The sequence below is a fragment of the Halopseudomonas sp. genome, assembly GCF_041579695.1.
GTDB lineage: Bacteria > Pseudomonadota > Gammaproteobacteria > Pseudomonadales > Pseudomonadaceae > Halopseudomonas.
This window is the reverse complement of the sequence record NZ_JBFGFI010000019.1, coordinates 1-17,341: the sequence shown is the minus strand read 5'-3', so window position 1 is coordinate 17,341 and position 17,341 is coordinate 1. Positions and strand designations below refer to the sequence as shown.

Below are 17,341 nucleotides of genomic sequence, written 5' to 3'. Positions count from 1 at the left end.
CGGTTAATCGAGGAAGCCTTCCAGCTTCATCTCGATGGAGCGAGGATTTTCGCCTTCGGCGATCGACAACAGGCCCTCAAGCAGCATCTCGCGATAGCGCGACTGCAGTAGCACCACCGACTTGAGCTTGTTGGCCACGGGCAACAGGAACAGGTTGGCCAGCGCGACACCGTAGATGGTCGCGACAAAGGCAACGGCGATGCCGGTGCCGAGCATCGACGGGTCCGCCAGGTTGCCCATCACGTGGATAAGACCCATCACCGCGCCGATGATGCCGATGGTGGGTGAATAGCCGCCCATGGCCTCGTACACCTTGGCCGCCATCAGGTCGTGATTTTCCCGGGTCAACAGGTCGACTTCCAGAATACTGCGCAGCGCTTCCGGCTCGCTGCCATCGACCAGCAGTTGCAGACCCTTGCGGGCAAAGTAGTCGCGCTCCATCTCGGCGATCTGTTCGAGTCCGAGCAGGCCTTCCTTGCGCGCAATGGTGCTCCATTCGATTACCTGATTGATCCCTTCCTGCAACCGGTTGCTCGGCGGCATGAAGATCCAGCGGGATATCACCAACGCGCGCTTGAAGACCTTGAGCGGGGTCTGGATGAACGCTGCACCCAGCGTGCCACCGAATACGATCAGAGCAGCCGGACCATTGATCAGCGCCGAGGCATGACCGCCCTCGAGGTAGTTGCCCCCAAGTATCGCCACAAAGGCGAGAATGACACCGATGATGCTGAGAATATCCATCAGCTGAGCTCTGCCAGGTGGCGGCCGATGTCATCCAGACTGTAGATTCCGTCGGCTAGATTGGCCTTGGCAATGGCCATGGGCATACCGTAGATCACGCAACTGGCCTCGTCCTGGGCCCATACGTCGCTGCCGGCCTGCTTGAGCATGCGAGCACCTTCACGCCCGTCAGCCCCCATGCCGGTAAGCACTACAGCCAGTACCTTGTCGCGGAAGGCCTTGGCGGCGGAGCCAAAGGTCACGTCTACACAGGGCTTGAAATTCAAACGGTCGTCACCGGGCAGAATGCGCACGATCCCCCTGCCGTCGAGCATCATCTGCTTGCCGCCCGGTGCCAGCAACGCAAGTCCCGCGCGCAGGGTGTCACCGTCTTCGGCTTCCTTGACACTGATCCGGCAGAGCTTGTCGAGCCGCTCGGCAAATGCCTTGGTGAAAGCCGCGGGCATATGCTGGATGAGCAGTAACGGCGAAGGAAAATTAGCCGGCAACTGGGTCAGTACCTTCTGCAGCGCCACAGGGCCGCCGGTCGAGGTGCCAATCGTGACCAATTGATAATGTTTTTTGCGCGGCGGCGGGCTATTGCGCTGCGCTGGCGCTGGTGCTGCTGGTCGCGCCGCAGGTGGCTCACTCGAGCGCAGGCCGGGGCGTGGCTCAGTGGCGGGGGCCGGGGCGGCGGCTGAGGTTGGGGCGCCTGCCGCGCCAAGGCCGAGGGATTTGCGGTTGGTGCGGGCGAGCGTATGTACCCGCTCGCAGAGCAGTTGCCGGACCTTGTCCGGATTACGCGAAATATCCTCGAAATTCTTCGGCAGATAATCCGCAGCACCGGCATCCAGCGCATCCAGGCTGACCCGGGCGCCCTCGTAGGTAAGCGAGGAGAACATCAACACTGCGGTGGGGCAGCGCTGCATTATTTCGCGCACTGCGGTGATGCCGTCCATGACCGGCATCTCGTAATCCATGGTGATCACATCGGGGCGCAGCGCCAGCGTCTGATCCACGGCTTCCCGGCCGTTGGAAGCGGTGCCGACCACCTTGATCTGTGTGTCGCCAGCCAGAATTTCCGTGACTCTTCGACGGAAAAAGCCGGAGTCGTCCACTACCAGCACCTTGACTACCATAGGCTCTCTGCTCTCCTGAAACTTGACGGACACAGCGCGCTGCGGCGGTGTGTCGGTATCCTTGTATGCGCGGTCAGGCGCCGGTCAACCGCGACGCGCGTACCGCTTGAGCAGACTGGGAATGTCCAGGATCAGTGCGATACGGCCGTCGCCAGTGATGGTCGCTCCGGACATACCGGCAGTTCCCTGAAGCATCCGCCCCAGGGGCTTGATCACGACTTCTTCCTGACCGACCAGCTGGTCGACCACGAAGCCGACGCGCTGGGTGCCGACCGAGACAATCACCACGCTGGCCGCCGAGCGGTCCGAGGTATCTTCCACGCCGGGCATCAGCCAGCGCTTGAGGAAGAACAGGGGCAGCGCCTTGTCCCGCACGATGATGACTTCCTGCCCATCCACGACGTTGGTGCGCGAGAGGTCGAGATTGTAGATTTCGTTAACGCTGACCAGGGGCAGCGCGAACGCCTGGTCGGCCAGCGTGACCATCAATGTCGGCATGATGGCCAGCGTCAGCGGGACCTTGATCGCGATGACGGTGCCCTGCCCCTTGACCGAGGTAATGCCGATGGTGCCGTTGAGCTGGGAGATCTTGGTCTTGACCACGTCCATGCCCACCCCGCGGCCGGAGACGTCGGATATCTCGGTCTTGGTCGAAAAGCCCGGCGCCAGAATCAGGTCGAAGCACTCGCTCTCAGTCAGCCGGTCGGCAGCTTCCTTCTCCATCATGCCCTTCTCTACCGCCTTGGCGCGCAGTACCTCGGCGTCCATACCGCGACCGTCGTCGGTAATCGTCAGCAGGATGTGGTCACCCTCCTGCTCGGCGGCCAGCACCACCTTGCCGGTGCGCGGCTTGCCGGCCGCTTCGCGCTCCGCGGGCAGCTCGATACCGTGGTCGACCGAGTTGCGCACCAGGTGGACCAGCGGGTCGGCCAGGGCTTCAACCAGGTTCTTATCCAGATCGGTCTCTTCGCCGATCATGTCCAGATTGATTTCTTTCTTCAGGCTGCGCGCCAGGTCGCGGACGACGCGGGGGAAGCGGCCGAATACCTTCTTGATCGGCTGCATCCGGGTCTTCATCACCGAGGATTGCAGATCGGCAGTGACCACATCCAGGTTGCCAACCGCCTTGTTCAGTTCCTCATCACCGCTACTGACGCCCAGACGTACCAGCCGGTTGCGCACCAGTACCAGCTCGCCAACCATGTTCATGATTTCGTCCAGGCGTGCGGTATCAACCCGTACCGTGGTTTCGACTGCGGGGTTGTCTGATGCAACCGCGCCGGTCTTGTCCTTGGTCACTGGCGGAATGGAAGGCGGAGTCGGCGGGCCGGCATCGCTTTTCGGCTTGGTCGCTGCCACGCCTGCAGCTTTCACGGCGGGCTTGCTGACCTCAGGCTTGGGTGCGGCAGCCACTGGCGCAGCCACGGCTGGCGCATTGCCGTCGCCGTGCAGCTGATCGAGCAGGGCTTCGAATTCGTCATCGGTTATATGATCCGATGCGTCCGGTTCCGCTGCGGCGGTGGCCGCCGGACTGGATGCGGCTGCCAGGCCTGGTGCCGCGCCCTTGCCGTGAAGCTCGTCGAGCAGGGCCTCGAATTCGTCGTCGTTGATCTCGTCGCCGGCTGCAGCTGGCGCGGTCAGTGTGACTACAGGCGCCGCCTTGGTTGCGGCAGCAGAGGCTGCGGCAGCCGCAGCACCCTTGCCGTGCAACTGATCAAGCAGTGCCTCGAACTCGTCATCGGTAATCTCGTCACCTGCACCGACAGCCGGCGCGGGGGTGCCTGCCGCAGGAGTGCCTGCCGCAGCCGATACAGCGCCATCACTGGCAGGCCCGTGAAGCGCATCGAGCAGCTGTTCGAATTCGTCGTCGGTAATATCGCCTTCGGCCACGGTCGCTTCCGGTGCCTGAGCCGTGGGTGGTAAGGGTGCGGCTGTGTCCGGCTCAGTGGGCGGTGCTCCGGCGGTAGCCGGGGTTGCCAGGCGGGCCAGTGCTTCGAGCAGTGCCGGGTCAGCAGGTGTTGGCGGCATCCGGTCACGCACCTCATCAAACATGGTGTTGACGCTGTCCAGCGCCTGAAGCACTACGTCCATCAGTTCGGAGTCGACCTTACGCTCACCCTTGCGCAGGATATCGAAAACGTTCTCGGCGATGTGACAGCAGCCTACCAGCGCATCCAGCTGGAGGAAGCCGGCACCGCCCTTGACTGTATGGAAGCCGCGAAAGATGGCATTGAGCAGATTGGAATCGTCGGGACGATTTTCCAGCTCGATAAGCTGTTCGGACAGCAATTCCAGGATTTCTCCGGCCTCAACCAGAAAGTCCTGGAGAATCTCTTCATCCGCTTCAAAGCTCATGCATCCACTCCCGGGGCGCTTGTTATTTAGAAACCCAGGCTGGACAGAAGATCGTCGACTTCATCCTGCCCTGAGACAACATCTTCTCTTTTATCGGCATGAATCTGCGGACCTTCACCCTTGGGTGATACTTTTTTTGCTTCCGGCGAAACTTTCTGATGGTCTATGCCGGCCATCCGGTCAACCTGACCGGCCATGCGCACCAGATTCAACAAGCTTTCCTCGACATCATGTACCAGCGTAATCACACGCTTGATCACCTGACCGGTGAGGTCCTGGTAATCCTGGGCCATGACGATTTCATTCAATTGCCCACTGACTTCGCCGCTGGATTTTTCGGTCTTCTCCAGGAACTCGCCGATGCGCTTATACAGGTCGCGGAATTCGCCGGCGGCCATTTCGCGGCGCTGCAGACGATCCCAGTCGACGCGCAGTGCGGCAGCCTCCTGACCCAAATCGGCAACAATCGGCGCGCTGGCGTCAACCAGATCCATGGTGCGGTTGGCGGCTTTGTCGGTCAGCGTCACGACATAGTCCAGCCGGTCGGAGGCATCGGAGATACGCGTCGATTCGGCGTCATCGCCCAATGCCTGGGTGGTGTCGAGCTGGAAGTTGACGATCGCATTGTGCAATGCCCGCGTCAGCAGTCCCACTTCGTGGTACAGGCCGCGGTCGCGCGCCTGGTTGATTGCGTGAATGACCAGTATGGCTTCGCCGAATTGTCCCTTCTCCAGGAGGTCGACCAGCTGCCGCGCATTGTCTTTCAGGGAATGTTCGAATTCCTGAGCGGTTGCCTGGCCGGGATCCTTACTTAACGCCATAACCTGTACCCCGGTTGTTATTTAGCCTGAACCCGCTCGAAGATCTTCTCGATCTTTTCCTTCAGTGCCTGAGCGGTAAAGGGCTTGACCACATAACCGTTCACTCCGGCCTGGGCCGCTTCGATAATCTGGTCGCGCTTGGCTTCGGCGGTCACCATCAGTACCGGCAGGTGCTTGAGCCGCTCGTCGGCCCGCACTGCCCGCAGCAGATCGATCCCGCTCATGCCGGGCATGTTCCAGTCGGTTACCAGGAAATCGAAACTGCCACTTTGCAGCATCGGCAACGCAGAGTTACCGTCATCGGCTTCGGCCGTGTTGGTAAACCCCAGGTCGCGCAATAGATTCTTGATAATGCGCCTCATCGTTGAAAAATCATCAACGATGAGAATTTTCATATTCTTGTCCAAGTCGACCTCCGTACACACCAGGAAGAGTGCAGTGTCACACCCCGTTAAGCTACTGGCCAAACAAGCCTTTCACGTTTTATTGACGCAGTGTATCTGAGTGGGCCCAATCGCGCTGCCTCCGCTGACATAAGTTGCTAATTTACCGCGCCATTCCCAGGCATTTTCTCCAATCTGCGGGCATTTCCAGATGCTGGTGACAAAATCAATCATTACGCCACCCGGTCAGTCTCGCCCGCAAACGCGCCGCGCACTGACTGTGCAACTGACTTACCCGTGATTCACTGACGCCCAGCACCGCCCCGATCTCCTTGAGGTTGAGCTCTTCGTCGTAATACAGCGACAGCAAAAGGCGTTCGCGCTCAGGGAGCGTGTCAATCGCCTCGACCAGAGCCTGACGAAAACGCTGATCCTCAAGCCCGCCAAAGGGTTCTTCATCGCTGTGCGCGTCAGCCCGGGTACCGGACTCGAGCAGATCATCGAAGCTGAACAGCTTGCTACCGGCGGTGTCATTGAGAATCGCGTAGTACTCCTCGAGACTCATCTCCAGCTCCGTAGCTATTTCCTGATCCTTGGCGTCCCGGCCCAGTCGTGATTCGACCGCCCGGACCGCATCGCTGACCATGCGCGTATTGCGGTGCACCGAACGCGGGGCCCAATCGCCCTTGCGTACCTCGTCGAGCATGGCGCCGCGGATACGGATGCCAGCGTAGGTCTCGAAACTGGCGCCCTTGGAATTATCGAACTTGCGCGACGCTTCGAGCAGGCCAATCATCCCGGCCTGGATCAGATCTTCAACCTGGACACTGGCGGGTAACCGCCCCAGCAGATGGTAGGCAATGCGCTTGACCAGCGGAGCGAACTGTTCGACCAGCCGATCCTGGGAGCCTGCAGAACCCTGTGCGCGTGTATACATGCTCACCCCACCTGCCGTTAGTGTCATAGGCCTGATCCGGTCTGCTGCACCAGGCGCTCGACAAAGAATTCGAGATGGCCGCGCGGATTGGCCGGTAATGGCCAGGCGTCCACCTTCTGGGCGATCCCGCGGATCGCCAGCGATGCCTTGCTGCGCGGAAAGGCATCGAAGACCGCGCGCTGTTTCTGTACCGCCTTGCGCACGTTCTCGTCATAGGGTACCGCGCCAACGTACTGCAGGGCCACGTCGAGGAAGCGATCGGTGACCTTTGTCAGCTTGCCGAACACAATGCGACCTTCCTGCGGCGTGTGGACCATGTTGGCCAGCACGCGAAAGCGTGTCATGCCGTGATCGCGGTTGAGCAGCTTGATCAGTGCGTAGGCATCGGTGATCGAGGTAGGCTCGTCGCAGACCACGACCAGAACCTCCTGGGCGGCGCGCACGAAGCTTACCACCGAGTCGCCGATGCCGGCGGCGGTATCCACGATCAGTACGTCGATATTGTCGCCAATGTCACTGAACGCCTGGATAAGGCCCGCGTGCTGCTGGGGATTGAGATTGACCATGCGTGCGGCGCCGGAGGCTGCCGGCACGATCCGAATGCCACCGGGACCATTGAGCAGCACATCGCGCAGCTCACAGGTACCATCGAGGACGTCAGCCAGCGTGGCCTTGGCCTTGAGCCCGAGCAGCACGTCGACATTGGCCAGACCGAGGTCGGCATCCAGCAGAACGACGCGGCGTCCCATATCGGCCAGCGCCAGACCGAGATTGACCGACACGTTGGTCTTGCCAATACCGCCCTTGCCGCCGGTGACCGCAATAACCTGAACCGGATGTTTGCTGCCCATCTGCGTTGATTACCTTCTTATGAAGTAGGGTTAGCTTGCCCGCTGGGTGTGTAGTATACCGGCAAACACATCTGCCATGGCCTGATCGGCTGGCGCTTCGTTACCCGCCAGGCTCACGGCTCGGCTGACCAGCTGGTGGCCGACGGCCTTGGCGATGTCGTCCGGAATACGCTGGCCATCTGCCAGATAGGCTACCGGTAAACCCTGCTGCATGGCCAGACCCAATGCTTCCCCGAGTGTGGCCGCCTCGTCCACTTTGGTCAGCACACAGCCGCTGAGACCGCAGACCTTGTAGGTGTGATAGGCCGCCTTGAGCACCTGGTACTGACTGGTTGCTGCCAGCACCAGCAGCTTGCTGACGCGATGACCCAGCGCGGCCAACTGATTGAGCTGGCCGTGCAGGTGCGGATCCTGCGCCTGCAGACCGGCGCTGTCGACCAGCACCAAACGCTTGCCGGAAAACTCCTGCAGCACATCGGCCAGGCTGTTCTGCTCGTCCACGACGCGCACCGGCACATTGAGAATACGCCCCAAAGTGCGCAGCTGCTCGTGGGCACCGATGCGATAGGTGTCCATGGTCACCAGTGCCACATGCTGGCTGCCGTGCTTGAGCACATAGCGCGCTGCCAGCTTGCCCAGCGTGGTGGTCTTGCCGGCGCCGGTAGGGCCGACCAGAGCTACAACACCGCCCTGGTCGATCAATTCTTCACGCATGACCGGGATGCTGTGCGCGAGGTGCGCCAGGAGCATACGCCAGGCCTGACGGGTATTCTTTTCATCGGCAACCAGTTGCAGCAGCTTCTGGCTTAGCTCGGCCGGAAGACCGAGCTGGGTCAGGCGACGCCACAGGCTCGCCTGCTGGGGGCGCTGCTGGTTGACCTGACCCCAGGCCATGCTGCCCAGTTGCGCCTCGAGCATCTCACGCAGGCCGGCGATTTCATCGCGCATCGCGCTTAGCCCGGAGCTGTTTTCCGGTTCTGCCTGCGTCTGTTGTGGCGCAGGCTTGGCGCGCGGCGCCTCGGGCGCCGGATAGGCAATCTCGCTATTGAGGCGATCTAGCAGTTCACGGGCCACCGGGGAGCCATCCTGGACGGCCTTGCGCATGGTTTCGCCAAACAGCTGACGGTTGACGCTGGGCTGCTCAGCGATGCGATCTCCGGCTTCAAGCTCGGCGCGGGCATTGACGATGCGCTCCTGAGTCTTTTTCAGCTCCTGGCTCAGGCCGGGAGTAGGCGGGGTCAGCCGCGGCGCTTCGTAATCCACGGCAGCGGTCAGCTCCACACCACCGACGACCCGGCGGTTGCCGATAATCGAGGCGTCGGCACCCAGCTCCTCGCGGACCAGCTTCATCGCCTGGCGCATATCGGCAGCAAAGAACCTTTTTACTTTCATGGCTGACCCACCCTTCTATTCGTTTGTATTAGCTTTGGCCAACAGTGGCAACAATCGTGACCTGCTTGCTGTCCGGTATTTCCTGGTAGGACAGCACATGAGCCCCGGGGGCGGCGTAGCGGACGAACTTGGCCATCATCCCGCGAACCGGCCCCGCCACCAGCAATATTGCCGGTTTGCCCTGCACTTCCTGCCGCTGTACCGCGTCGGACAGAGAGCGCTGAAGCTTCTCGGCCATGCCCGGCTCGAGCATGATGCCCTCGTCGCCACCCTGACCGGCCTTCTGTAGACTCTGTAGCAATATCTGTTCCAACCTGGGCTCGAGAGTGATCACAGGTAGCTCGGAGTCAAGCCCTACAATGCTTTGCACGATGGAGCGTGACAGCGCCACACGCACCACGCCGATCAACGCGCCGGGATCTTGACTCTTGCCCGGCTGGTTGGCGATCGCCTCGGCGATGGTGCGGATGTCCCGAACCGGCACCTGTTCCTGCAACAGACCCTGCAATACCTTGAGCAGCCCGGACAACGAGATGATGCCCGGCACCAGCTCCTCGGCCAGCTTTGGCGAGGCCTTGGCCAGGACCTGCAGCAGCTGCTGGACCTCCTCGTGGCCAAGCAGTTCATGGGCGTGCTTGTGCAGAATCTGGTTGAGATGGGTAGCCACTACCGTGCTGGCGTCCACTACCGTATAGCCAAGCGACTGCGCCTGATCCTTCTGCATCGGCTCGATCCAGACCGCATCCAGACCGAACGCCGGATCCTTGCCCGCGAGCCCCTTGATCTCGCCAAAAACCTGACCCGGGTTGATTGCCAGCTCGCGGTCGGGGTATACCTCCGCCTCAGCCACGCCGACACCCATCAGCGTCACCCGATACGCATTGGGCGCCAGATCCAGATTGTCACGGATATGCACCGAAGGCATCAGAAAGCCCATGTCCTGGGACAGCTTCTTGCGCACACCCTTGATCCGCGCCAGCAGTTGCCCACCCTGATTGCGATCGACCAGCGGAATCAGGCGGTAGCCTACTTCCAGCCCAACCATGTCTACCGGGGTAACGTCGTCCCAGCCCAGTTCGCGGGTTTCGGGGCGGGCGAGGGCCGGCACCTCGGCCTCCTTGCGTTCGACTTCTTCGGCTTCTACCGTTTTCAGCCGCTGACGGTTGGCAATGTAATACGCGGCGCCAGCGGCAAGGGCGCCCAGACTGAGAAAGGAGAAGTGCGGCATGCCGGGAATCAGGCCCATTACGATCATGATCGCGGCGGCAATCGCCAGCGCCTTGGGTGAGGCAAACATTTGACGATTGACCTGCGAGCCCATGTCCTCGGAGGTCGATACGCGGGTCACCATGATCGCTGCAGCCGTGGACAGCAAAAGCGAAGGAATCTGCGCCACCAGACCGTCACCAATGGTCAGCAGGACATAGATACGGCCCGCTTCGCTAAAGCTCAACTCGTGCTGGGCCATGCCGATCGCCAGGCCACCGATAATGTTGATGAACAGGATCAAAAGGCCCGCTACCGCATCACCGCGCACAAATTTGCTGGCACCGTCCATTGAACCGTAGAAATCGGCTTCCTGGGCAACTTCCTGGCGGCGCAGCTTGGCCTGTTCCTGGTCGATGATGCCGGCGTTGAGGTCGGCGTCGATGGCCATCTGCTTGCCGGGCATCGCATCGAGGGTGAAACGTGCGCTGACCTCGGAGATACGTCCGGCACCTTTGGTTACCACAACAAAGTTGATGATCATCAGGATTGCGAAGACCACCAGACCGACGACGTAGTTACCGCCGATCACCACCTCGCCGAAGGCCTGGATCACCTTGCCTGCTGCGTCGCCGCCCTCGTGACCGTAAAGCAGCACGACCCGTGTAGATGCAACGTTCAGGGCCAGGCGCAGCAGCGTGGCCACCAGCAGGATGGTCGGGAATACCGCGAAATCAAGAGGCCGCAGAGCATAGGCGCCTACCAGCAGCACTACCAGTGCAAGGGCGATATTGAAGGTAAACAGCACGTCCAGCAGGAACGGCGGCACCGGCAGCATCATCATGCCGAGCATCACCAGCAGCAGAATCGGCACACCCAGGCTGCCATGGCGCAGCCCCGCCAGATTGCTGCGCATGTTCCCCATTACTTCTGTGCGATTGACTGCCATGCGTTAGACATTCCCGATCAAATATTTGACGCCAGATGCGGCCTGGCAACTCACTACGCAAGTTCCGTTCCAGCCTGTGTTTTTTGTCACGTAATTGCATACCACGGTTCTTCCTCTGGTATGGATCACTGCTATGCTCTCTTTGCTTGTCCAAACCAAGCCGGGGCCCGCCGCTCTGCGGAACCGCTGCGTGCCCCGTCATTCATGTCCAGAGCCCGTAAATGAATACGAGTGTGAAGCCGCCGGGCAGCATGCCCGGTCAACGCCTGATAATGGTAGTGCTCAGCCTGCTCGTCGTGCTGTTCATCACCGGCATGCTGCTGATGTCACGGCTGAACCTGGACTTCGCCCAGCAGACCCTGTCGGACCTGCGCCAGCGGCAGATAATCGACACCTTCCAGGCGAACCTCGACCGTATCAACGCCCATCATCAGAAGATGGAACAGAACACCGTAGGATTGGCGCGTACCGGCGAACTCTTCCATCGCCTGGGCCCGAACCAGAATGGCAACTCGGCAAGCCTGGAACGGATGCTGCGCGAGGGCCTGAATGATTTTCCGGATGCCCACGGCAGCGGTATCTGGTATGAGCCGGGGGCTTTTGACGATGAACCGGTGGGGGTGCTTGCCTATCGTCAGGGATCCGACATCCGCGCGACCCGCGCCACCTCCGACTTCGTCAACCGCGGCTGGTATCGCAGACTCGTCGATAACCTGGACGATGCCGGGCAGGCGACCCAACCCCGGCGTTTCTACTGGACTTCGGCGTACTTCAAGCGGCGGATAGAAAACGTTGTGGTCAGCCTGAGCACAACCATGCGCGACTCCGGCGGACGCAGCATCGGCGTCGTCTCTACCGACTGGCTTGCTGATGACATCATCCGTCTGATCAGCGGCGTTGAGATCACGCCCGGCACCTTCTCGTTTCTGCTCGACAGCGAGAACCGCAACCTGTCCAGCCTGTCACAGGCCAATGACGTCGAGCGGGCACAGCAGCTGATGGATGCGGTCAGCGCCGCGCAATTGCAGCTGTCAATTCCCCTGCAAACGGTCGGCAGCCCATCCGGCGCCGCGGCGGCCATGGAGCAGCGTACCCTGGAAGTGGCCGGCGAGCGTTTTGCGCTGTTCTACTCCGAGACCCAAGCCGGCATGGTATTCGGTATCGGCGTACCCCAAGCGGAGATAGATGCAGTGCTGCTGCCGATGCGCGCCAGCAACCTGCGGATCGTCGCGCTGATCGGCAGCATTCTTATCGTGCTCTCTGCGCTGATTCTGTACATGATCGCCGGCACCCTGCGCCAGCTGCGCAACCTGTATACCGACCCACTGACCCGCTTACCCAATCGCGAGCGCCTGCTGGTGGATGTGCGCAGGCGCCCTTCAGCTTCACTGGTGCTGCTGAATATCGACGGATTCAAGGAGATAAACAATTTCTACGGTCATCAATGTGGTGACCATGTGATCGTCACTCTGTCCACGCAGATGCTCGCCTACCTGCACAAGCAACCGCTCTCGCGCAGCGGCCGGCTATACCGGATGCCGGGTGACGAGTTGGCCATCTGGCGACCTGGCCAGGACGACGAGTCTCAATTGGTTCGCCTGGCGGACGATCTTCAGGCGCTCGTCGCCGCGATCCGCATCCAGTGGAAAGATCATGAGCTCACGCTCCACGTCAGCATGGGCCTGGCAAGCACCCGGTCGCCTAGGGGCGACAGCATTGCTTGCGAGGACCTGCTCCCTTCGGCCAGTATTGCCCTGGAACACGCAAGAATGAAGCAGGCGGGCTACATGCTTTACGATCCTGCCGACCGCGCCCGAGAGAATTACGAACACAACATTGTCTGGGCCAACAAGTTAAAGGCGGCGCTGGACGAGAATCGCCTCGTACCGTTTTTCCAGCCCATCATGAACATAGCCAGTGGCCGGATAGAAAAATTTGAATGTCTGGTGCGCATGCTTGATGACCTAGGAGAGCCGATCAGTCCGTCAATGTTCCTGCCGATAGCGCGGAAGATTCGTCTTTACCGCTCGGTCACGCGGCGGATGATCGATATGAGCCTGCAGTGGTTTGCCAGCAATGACTATGAGTTCTCCCTGAATCTGTCCTCGGAAGACCTGCTCGATCTGGATCTGCACGAGTTCATTGTCGAGCGCCTGCAGGATCGCTCCCTCGCAGAGCGGGTGATCTTCGAAGTACTGGAATCCGAAAGTATCGAGAATTACGAACCCGTGCGCCTGTTCATCGACCGGGTCAAAGTACTGGGCTGCCGCATTGCGATCGACGACTTCGGCACTGGTTATTCCAATTTCGAGCATCTGCTGCGTCTCAATGTCGACATAATCAAGATCGATGGCAGTCTGATCAGGCAACTGGACACCGATGCCAACGCAGTTTCCCTGACTCGCGGCATCGTCCAGTTCGCCAGGGAGCTTAAACTGCAGACCGTTGCCGAATTCGTGCACAGCCCGTCGATTCTCGCCCAGGTCAGACTGCTGGGTATCGATTTTGCCCAGGGCGCCTGTATCGGAATGCCGGCGAATGCGTTGATCACCGACGTACTATTGGCGGACACAGCAACAAACAAACCGCAAGACACCAGCTCGAGCACTGCGGTATAAACGGTTCTGGCCATTTGTTACCAAACAATCGGATGCATCATGCAACCCGGCTATGCTACAAGATGATGGCGCATTGCCTTGGTTCGCTCAGGAGACATCATGCATGCAATTCCGGCCACCCTCGTTGTTGGCCTGCTCGCGTTTACGTTGAGTGGCTGCAGCAGCTTGCCGGACCGCAAGCAGGTCTGGTCCCGCTCCAGCGACTTCTTCAGTCAGTCTGCCGAGGTGTTAAAGGCTCAGCGCAAGCGTCTGGCTAACTTCGCAGGCAGTCTGGTCGGCAGCCATGACGATGAAGTTCGCGACAGCGAAGTCGAAGCCCTCTTCGCGCAGCCCTATATCGACCCGCTCACCCGATACCTGGAGGAGCGTTCGGTGGATGACCGATTCGCTGCACAACTGGCCCGTGTCGCCGCCGAGCGAAACAGGCGCTGCGACGCAATCAGCGCTACCTACGCCCAGCGCGAAGCCACCGGGGACAATCTGCAGCGCATGCGTCGCGGCTACCTGTATTCCTGTCCCGGCGAAGTCCAGGTGTTTGCTTCGCGGGTCGACTCCGGCAGCGCCTCGGTCGCCTCCGCCCGCACAAGCACCGCCGTCAAGGCCTCGAGCGAAGAGATCACGAAAACCGCCGCAGAGAGTCCGCCCGCCACGGACAGGCCTGATACCGAACTGGAAGACGCACTGACCCGGCGCGAGCACAGCGATTGTTATCTGCTGTACACCATCCGCAACAACACCCAGGCGCTGGCGGCCTGCCAGCCACTGGCGGCGGCTGGCGATGCCAAGGCGCAGCATCACATGGCCAGCCTGGCGTTGATGCGCAACGATGCCGCCACCGCTGCAGACTGGGCCAAACGCTCCGCAGCGCAGCAATATGCCCCGGGGCAGCTGGTGCTCGGCCAACTGTATCAGGATGGCCGGGGTGTACCGCAGGATCCGGTCCGTGCCCACGGCCTGATGAAAAGCGCCGCCGACCGGGATCTGGCCGAGGCCGCCTACCACACCGGCCGGATCTACATGAACGGCACAGGGGTCAGTGCTGACGCCGGCTTGGCAGCCCGCTATCTGGAACAGGCCGCCTCCAGTGGGCATATCCCAGCCTACTTCGCATTGGCGGATCTGCATGCTGCCAGCGAACCTGAACGCTTTCGTTACTGGATGGATAAGGCGGCACGCCAGGGCTCAGCCCGCGCGCAGTTCCTGCTGGGCGAGAGCTACGCCCGCGGCACCCACGGCCCCGCAGATAATGAGGCGGCTTATGTCTGGTACAGCCTGGCACTGCTCAATGGGCATGATCCCGCCAAGACCGGCATCGAGCGACAGCAGAAACTGCTGACCAACAGCCAGCTGGCCACCGCGCGATCGCGAGTCGAGGACGGGATAAACGGTCGATGGTACTGATAAACCTTGCCGACATGCGGATGAAGCGCCTGATTATGCTCATCCTGGTGCTGCTCACCAGCGTCTTTCTGGTGGGCATGCTGGCGATGTCCTCGCTCAATCAGGATCTGTCCCAGCGCGCAATGGCCAAATTGCGGCAGAAACAGATAACCGACATATTCCAGGTCAACCTGAACCGGATCAATGCCCATCACCAGTTAATGGAACAAAACACCGCGAGCTTGGCCAACCTGGGCGAGCTGATTCACCTGGATCGGGAAATGCCCGGCGAGAATGCCCGTCAGACGCTTGAAAGGAGCCTGAAGAGTGCGCTGGAAAAGATGCCCCAGGCCTACGGTGCGGAGATCTGGTACCGCCGCAAAAACCAGTCGCAACCAGACCTCTCGGCCTACGCCTACCGCAACGCCGGCATGATTCGGGTCCAGGTCGACGAGCGCATCGACCATGGCCGCGACTGGTACAACCGGGTTCTTCCGCAGGTGACGACGCCGGGAGAAAAGCGCAGCGGCCATGTCGACTTTTTCTGGACGCCGGCGTACTACAAGGACTTCATCGACAACGTCGTCATCAGCCTTACCACCGAAATGCGTGACGCCGGGGGAGAAGTTATCGGCCTGGCATCCACGGACTGGCGAGCCGACGAGATCATCGGTCTGATCAGCGGTGTAAAGGTCACGTCGAGCACCTTCGCCTTTCTGCTCGACGGCGAAAACCGAAACCTCTCCAGCCTGGCGCGTGCCGACGATGTCCTGGCAGCCCAGCGCAAAATCGACGCCATAATAGACTCCCGGCTCCATGACCGTATCGAGGGGCTGCAGCCTCAGTCGGCAGTCATCTCCGGACGTCTGCTGGTGGCGCCCATGCAGACCCTGCCGCTGACCGTGGATGACGAACCGCACATGCTGTTTTTCAGCCGGACACAGGCAGGCATGATATTTGGTGTTGGCGTGCCCAAGGCCGAGATTGACGCCGTATTGTTACCGATGCGCGAGAGCAACCTGAAAATCGTTGCATTGATCAGCGCAATCACCCTGGGGCTGTCATTGCTGATCATGCTGATCGTCGCCCGCATACTGAATCGGGTGCAGGTGCTGTACACCGACGCGCTGACCCAGTTGCCCAATCGTGAGAAGCTGCTGGCTGACCTGCACCGCTGCGACACCGCCTCCCTGTTGCTGATCAACATCGATGCCTTCAAGGAGATCAATGATTTCTATGGTCACCATTGCGGCGATCACGTAATCAGCCAGCTGGCCTTCGCATTGCGCGAACTCCTGTCCGAGGAACACGGATGGGCCGAGAGTCGACTCTACCGCATGCCCGGTGACGAGCTGGCAATCTGGCTACCTACGACTGAGAGTCCGGCGCAGCTTGCGAATCGGGCCGAAACGCTTCTGCGATTTGTCAGCACACTGTCGGTGAGCTGGCAGAACCAGACGATTCCGCTCAACGTCAGCCTTGGCCTGGCCACCAGCCTGCAGGAAGATGGTACCCAGCTAGCGGATGAACAACTGCTGACCTCGGCCAGCATTGCGCTGAAATCCGCCCGACTGGCAAGGATAGGCTACTGCATCTACGACACGGCGCACCGCACCCGGGAAAGCTACGAGCAGAACCTGAACTGGGCCAATCGGCTGCGAAGCGCTCTAAATGAAGGCCGCATCGTGCCGTACTTTCAGCCCATCCTGGATCTGCGCACCGGCCGTATCGAGAAATTCGAGTGCCTGGCGCGCATGATTGATGAAAATGGCGAACCCGTCAGCCCGGCCGAGTTTCTTGGCGTGGCCAAGAAGATTCGCCTGTACTGCCATATCACGCGAACCATGATTACCCAATGTTTCAGTCGCTTTGCCGACAATGATTTTATTTTTTCGCTGAACCTGTCCTGCGAGGATCTGCTCGATCCCGATCTGGCCAACTTCATCGTCGACAAACTGAAAGGCAATCCCTCGCTGGCCTCGAGACTCATGTTCGAAATCCTCGAATACGAGGGCATCGAGAACTATGCCGAAGTCCGCAAGTTCATTGACCGCGTAAAGGCACTCGGTTGCCGAATTGCGATCGATGATTTCGGCACCGGCTATTCGAATTTCCAGCATCTCCTGCGCTTGAATGTCGACGTAATCAAGATCGATGGCAGTCTGATCGAGCACATCGATACCGACCCCATCGCTCTGAACGTGACCCGTGGCATCCAGCAGTTCGCCACTGGCCTGGGGATGCGCACTGTCGCCGAATGCGTGCACAGCAAGGCTGTGCTCGAGTGCGTACGCATGCTGAACATAGACTACGTGCAGGGTTTCCATATCGGCAGACCGCTGCCCTATCTGGTCACCGAACCAGGCAAGGACAGGCCCGCGGATGACTCTGCTGAGCAACAGCTGATAATGGCCTGCCGCGCGGAAGCTACTTTCAGCGGTAGATGATCGATTCGCGCATCGGCGCCAGCCGCTGCAGCAGCCGGTTCTGGGCGGTGACAGGCACTCGTTCAGCATTCATCGCGACAATCAGGTCTTCAACCAGCGCATTGAAGTCGCCTTCGGTGATATCCATTCCCGCATGGCTG

12 protein-coding genes and 1 pseudogene are annotated in these 17,341 nt (G+C 60.4%); 3 read left to right on the top strand and 10 right to left on the bottom strand.

The genetic code is table 11. From position 1 onward, the window contains the following. Nucleotides 1-3: 3 nt before the first annotated feature. From ABYA88_RS06205 to flhA, 9 genes are all read right to left on the bottom strand, one after another. Nucleotides 4-744: a flagellar motor protein gene (locus ABYA88_RS06205; protein WP_373186097.1), complete on the bottom strand. Its 741-nt coding sequence runs from the start codon at nucleotides 742-744 to the stop codon at nucleotides 4-6. Continuing rightward, the gene (locus ABYA88_RS06200) at nucleotides 744-1,862 is read right to left on the bottom strand and encodes a chemotaxis response regulator protein-glutamate methylesterase (RefSeq protein ID WP_373186096.1); all 1,119 of its coding nucleotides are present in this window, start codon (nucleotides 1,860-1,862) and stop codon (nucleotides 744-746) included. The genes ABYA88_RS06205 and ABYA88_RS06200 overlap by 1 nt, the downstream gene beginning before the upstream one ends. An 84-nt stretch (nucleotides 1,863-1,946) precedes the next feature. After that, nucleotides 1,947-4,217 carry a chemotaxis protein CheA gene (locus ABYA88_RS06195; RefSeq protein WP_373186095.1) on the bottom strand — a complete coding sequence of 757 codons (2,271 nt, stop codon included), beginning with the start codon at nucleotides 4,215-4,217 and terminating at the stop codon, nucleotides 1,947-1,949. Between the two features lie 26 nt (nucleotides 4,218-4,243). After that, a complete protein-coding gene (locus tag ABYA88_RS06190) occupies nucleotides 4,244-5,038 on the bottom strand; it encodes a protein phosphatase CheZ (protein WP_373186094.1) in 795 nt (264 codons plus the stop codon). Between the two features lie 17 nt (nucleotides 5,039-5,055). Beyond that, the gene (locus ABYA88_RS06185; RefSeq protein WP_373186093.1) at nucleotides 5,056-5,433 is read right to left on the bottom strand and encodes a chemotaxis response regulator CheY; all 378 of its coding nucleotides are present in this window, start codon (nucleotides 5,431-5,433) and stop codon (nucleotides 5,056-5,058) included. A 214-nt stretch (nucleotides 5,434-5,647) separates the two neighbouring features. Continuing rightward, nucleotides 5,648-6,385, bottom strand: a complete 738-nt coding sequence (locus tag ABYA88_RS06180; RefSeq protein WP_373186092.1) for an RNA polymerase sigma factor FliA — start codon at nucleotides 6,383-6,385, stop codon at nucleotides 5,648-5,650. Beyond that, nucleotides 6,382-7,209, bottom strand: a complete 828-nt coding sequence (fleN, locus tag ABYA88_RS06175) for a flagellar synthesis regulator FleN (protein WP_373186091.1) — start codon at nucleotides 7,207-7,209, stop codon at nucleotides 6,382-6,384. Before fleN ends, ABYA88_RS06180 begins: the two co-directional genes overlap by 4 nt. Before the next feature lie 30 nt (nucleotides 7,210-7,239). Further along, nucleotides 7,240-8,601 carry a flagellar biosynthesis protein FlhF gene (gene flhF, locus ABYA88_RS06170; RefSeq protein ID WP_373186090.1) on the bottom strand — a complete coding sequence of 454 codons (1,362 nt, stop codon included), beginning with the start codon at nucleotides 8,599-8,601 and terminating at the stop codon, nucleotides 7,240-7,242. Nucleotides 8,602-8,629: 28 nt separating this feature from the next. Beyond that, a complete protein-coding gene (flhA, locus tag ABYA88_RS06165; protein ID WP_373186127.1) occupies nucleotides 8,630-10,732 on the bottom strand; it encodes a flagellar biosynthesis protein FlhA in 2,103 nt (700 codons plus the stop codon). A 245-nt stretch (nucleotides 10,733-10,977) separates the two neighbouring features. On the opposite strand from flhA, the gene ABYA88_RS06160 reads away from it, so the two are divergent. From ABYA88_RS06160 to ABYA88_RS06150, 3 genes are all read left to right on the top strand, one after another. Further along, complete coding sequence (locus tag ABYA88_RS06160; protein WP_373186089.1) at nucleotides 10,978-13,374, top strand: EAL domain-containing protein; 2,397 nt, start codon at nucleotides 10,978-10,980, stop codon at nucleotides 13,372-13,374. A gap of 99 nt (nucleotides 13,375-13,473) precedes the next feature. After that, entirely contained in the window at nucleotides 13,474-14,775 is a 1,302-nt protein-coding gene (locus tag ABYA88_RS06155; protein WP_373186088.1) for a tetratricopeptide repeat protein, read from the top strand. Continuing rightward, nucleotides 14,766-17,201 (top strand): EAL domain-containing protein, encoded by a 2,436-nt coding sequence (locus tag ABYA88_RS06150; protein ID WP_373186087.1) that lies wholly within the window; start codon nucleotides 14,766-14,768, stop codon nucleotides 17,199-17,201. Before ABYA88_RS06155 ends, ABYA88_RS06150 begins: the two co-directional genes overlap by 10 nt. On the opposite strand, the pseudogene ABYA88_RS06145 reads toward ABYA88_RS06150, so the two are convergent. Then, a pseudogene (locus ABYA88_RS06145) lies at nucleotides 17,188-17,341 on the bottom strand (group 1 truncated hemoglobin); the annotation flags it as partial. The gene ABYA88_RS06150 and the pseudogene ABYA88_RS06145 overlap by 14 nt on opposite strands.

What these genes read in the sequence shown, in the direction of transcription:
- flhA (WP_373186127.1), bottom strand. Translation starts at nt 10,732, where the DNA reads ATGGGGAACATGCGCAGCAATCTGGCGGGGCTGCGCCATGGCAGCCTG.
- ABYA88_RS06185 (WP_373186093.1), bottom strand. Translation starts at nt 5,433, where the DNA reads ATGAAAATTCTCATCGTTGATGATTTTTCAACGATGAGGCGCATTATC.
- flhF (WP_373186090.1), bottom strand. Translation starts at nt 8,601, where the DNA reads ATGAAAGTAAAAAGGTTCTTTGCTGCCGATATGCGCCAGGCGATGAAG.
- ABYA88_RS06195 (WP_373186095.1), bottom strand. Translation starts at nt 4,217, where the DNA reads ATGAGCTTTGAAGCGGATGAAGAGATTCTCCAGGACTTTCTGGTTGAG.
- ABYA88_RS06160 (WP_373186089.1), top strand. Translation starts at nt 10,978, where the DNA reads ATGAATACGAGTGTGAAGCCGCCGGGCAGCATGCCCGGTCAACGCCTG.
- ABYA88_RS06180 (WP_373186092.1), bottom strand. Translation starts at nt 6,385, where the DNA reads ATGACACTAACGGCAGGTGGGGTGAGCATGTATACACGCGCACAGGGT.
- ABYA88_RS06190 (WP_373186094.1), bottom strand. Translation starts at nt 5,038, where the DNA reads ATGGCGTTAAGTAAGGATCCCGGCCAGGCAACCGCTCAGGAATTCGAA.
- ABYA88_RS06150 (WP_373186087.1), top strand. Translation starts at nt 14,766, where the DNA reads ATGGTACTGATAAACCTTGCCGACATGCGGATGAAGCGCCTGATTATG.
- ABYA88_RS06200 (WP_373186096.1), bottom strand. Translation starts at nt 1,862, where the DNA reads ATGGTAGTCAAGGTGCTGGTAGTGGACGACTCCGGCTTTTTCCGTCGA.
- ABYA88_RS06205 (WP_373186097.1), bottom strand. Translation starts at nt 744, where the DNA reads ATGGATATTCTCAGCATCATCGGTGTCATTCTCGCCTTTGTGGCGATA.
- ABYA88_RS06155 (WP_373186088.1), top strand. Translation starts at nt 13,474, where the DNA reads ATGCATGCAATTCCGGCCACCCTCGTTGTTGGCCTGCTCGCGTTTACG.
- fleN (WP_373186091.1), bottom strand. Translation starts at nt 7,209, where the DNA reads ATGGGCAGCAAACATCCGGTTCAGGTTATTGCGGTCACCGGCGGCAAG.